This window comes from Okeania sp. SIO2B9 (assembly GCF_010672505.1).
Taxonomy (GTDB): Bacteria; Cyanobacteriota; Cyanobacteriia; order Cyanobacteriales; family Microcoleaceae; genus Okeania; species Okeania hirsuta.
Map to the genome: position 1 here is coordinate 1 of NZ_JAAHGK010001324.1, position 2,055 is coordinate 2,055.

Sequence of the window (2,055 nt, forward strand, 5' to 3'; positions counted from 1 at the left end):
GAAGAAGAAGAAAAGGAGAGGTTTTTGTTATAGACATCCCCAAAAATTCAAAATAAAATCAATTATCATATATAAATTATAAATTATTCCCCTCCCAGGAGGGGTTAGGGGTGGGTTCCCTATTCCCTATTCCCTATTCCTTATTCCCTATTTTATGGAGATGTCTTATGAAAATAGTTGAGTTTATATCTTATTTACAAAATCTAGGTATCAAACTTTGGATAGAACAAGAGCAACTAGGATGTGATGCTCCAAAGGGAGTAATGACACCAGAGTTGAAACAGAATTTAATAGATCGTAAAACAGAAATTATAGAGTTTTTGCGTCAGGGGTATAAAACTCAAGAACAGTTTATTAAACCAGTTTCTAGAGATGGCAAATTACCTTTATCCTTTGCTCAGGAAAGGTTATGGTTTTTGAACCAGCTATTTCCTAATAATCCCACTTATAATTTACCAATTGTTCTGACTATAGACGGTTCTTTAAATATTGTCGCCTTGGAGCAAAGTCTGAACGCAATTATCGAACGCCATGAAACTTTGCGGACTACCTTTTCTGATATCGATGGAAAACCTGTACAGATAGTTGCTCCAGTAACTGACGTGAAACTGCCAGTGGTAGACTTACAAAATAACTACTCGCCCCAGGAACAATCAGAAAAAGTTCAACAGCTAATCAGACAGGAAGCAATGACACTGTTTGACCTAGCTAAGGGACCAGTGTTACGAGTTACTTTGTTGCGACTTGACCCAGAACGTTATATGCTGCTGATAACAATGCACCATATTATTTGCGATCTCTGGTCTTTAGGGATTTTAGTTAAAGAGCTATCTAGTTTCTATGCAGCTTTTTCTCAGGGAAAATTTTCTAATTTACCAGAACTACCTATCCAGTATGCAGACTTTGCTTATTGGCAACGAGAATGGTTTGCTGGAGGGGTGCTGGAAAAACAATTGAATTACTGGAAAAAACAACTGACTGGAGTTTCCCCTGTTCTGAAACTTCCTACAGACTACCCCCATCCTGCTAAACCTACATTTAAGGGTGGGAGCAAGTCTTTTCAAATAAATCTAGATTTGACTAGAAAACTAAGACAGTTAAGCAAAGAGTCAGAAAGTACATTATTTATGACTCTGTTATCTACATTTTTTGTTTTATTATCTCGTTACAGCGGTCAATTAGATTTAGTAGTAGGTTCTCCTATTGCCAATCGCAATCGAGGGGAAACTGAATCATTGATTGGTATGTTTGTCAATACCCTTGTGTTACGAGCTGACTTGTCAGATAATCCCACTTTCCAAGAATTATTAAATCAAGTCAGAGAAACTACCTTAGAAGCTTACGCTCATCAGGATTTCCCATTTGAGAAGTTAGTAGAGCAGCTCAAGATAGAGAGAAATTTAAGTCATAACCCTTTAGTACAGGTAGCGATCGCTCTCCAGAATACTAAAATGGAATCTTGGAATTTACCCGGTTTAAGGGTAAGTCAAATGTTGGATTCTGATTTCACCAGATTTGATTTGGAAGTTCAGTTGATGGAAGTTTCATCAGGTTTGGAAGTATCTTGTAACTACAGCACAGATATTTTTGAGTCAGACACAATAGACCGGATGATCAAGCATTTCCAGGTTTTGTTAGAAGCAGTGGTGACTCATCCAGAACAAAGGGTATTGCAATTGCCAATAATGACACAACCAGAGCTAAACCAAATACTGGTGGAATGGAACGATACCAAAAGAGATTATCCAAAAGACAAATGTATCCATCAGTTATTTGAAGAGCAAGTAGAGAAAACACCAGATGCAGTGGCAGTAATATTTGAGGAGCAGCAACTTACCTACTTCGAGTTAAATTGTCAAGCTAATCAATTAGCACATTACCTACAAAGTTTGGGTGTCAAACCAGAAGTATTAGTGGGTATTTGTGTAGAGCGTTCAGTAGAAATGGTAATTGGTTTGTTAGGTATCCTCAAAGCAGGTGAGCTTTAGTACCATTAAACCCCAAGTTTTCAACAGGACCGTTGGGGTTTTATTTTGAAAAATGCGCAAATTCGGA

General features: G+C 37.6%; 1 protein-coding gene. It reads left to right on the forward strand.

Annotation, left to right across the window (positions count from 1 at the left end; translation table 11 throughout):
- The first annotated feature begins 167 nt into the window (after window positions 1-167).
- On the forward strand, window positions 168-1,988 hold the full coding sequence (locus F6K13_RS30320) for a condensation domain-containing protein (RefSeq protein ID WP_287289446.1): 1,821 nt from the start codon (window positions 168-170) through the stop codon (window positions 1,986-1,988).
- The last annotated feature ends 67 nt before the right edge of the window (window positions 1,989-2,055 follow it).

Bases quoted from the DNA above. Each gene is read 5' to 3' on its own strand.
- F6K13_RS30320 (WP_287289446.1), top strand. From the start codon at position 168: ATGAAAATAGTTGAGTTTATATCTTATTTACAAAATCTAGGTATCAAA.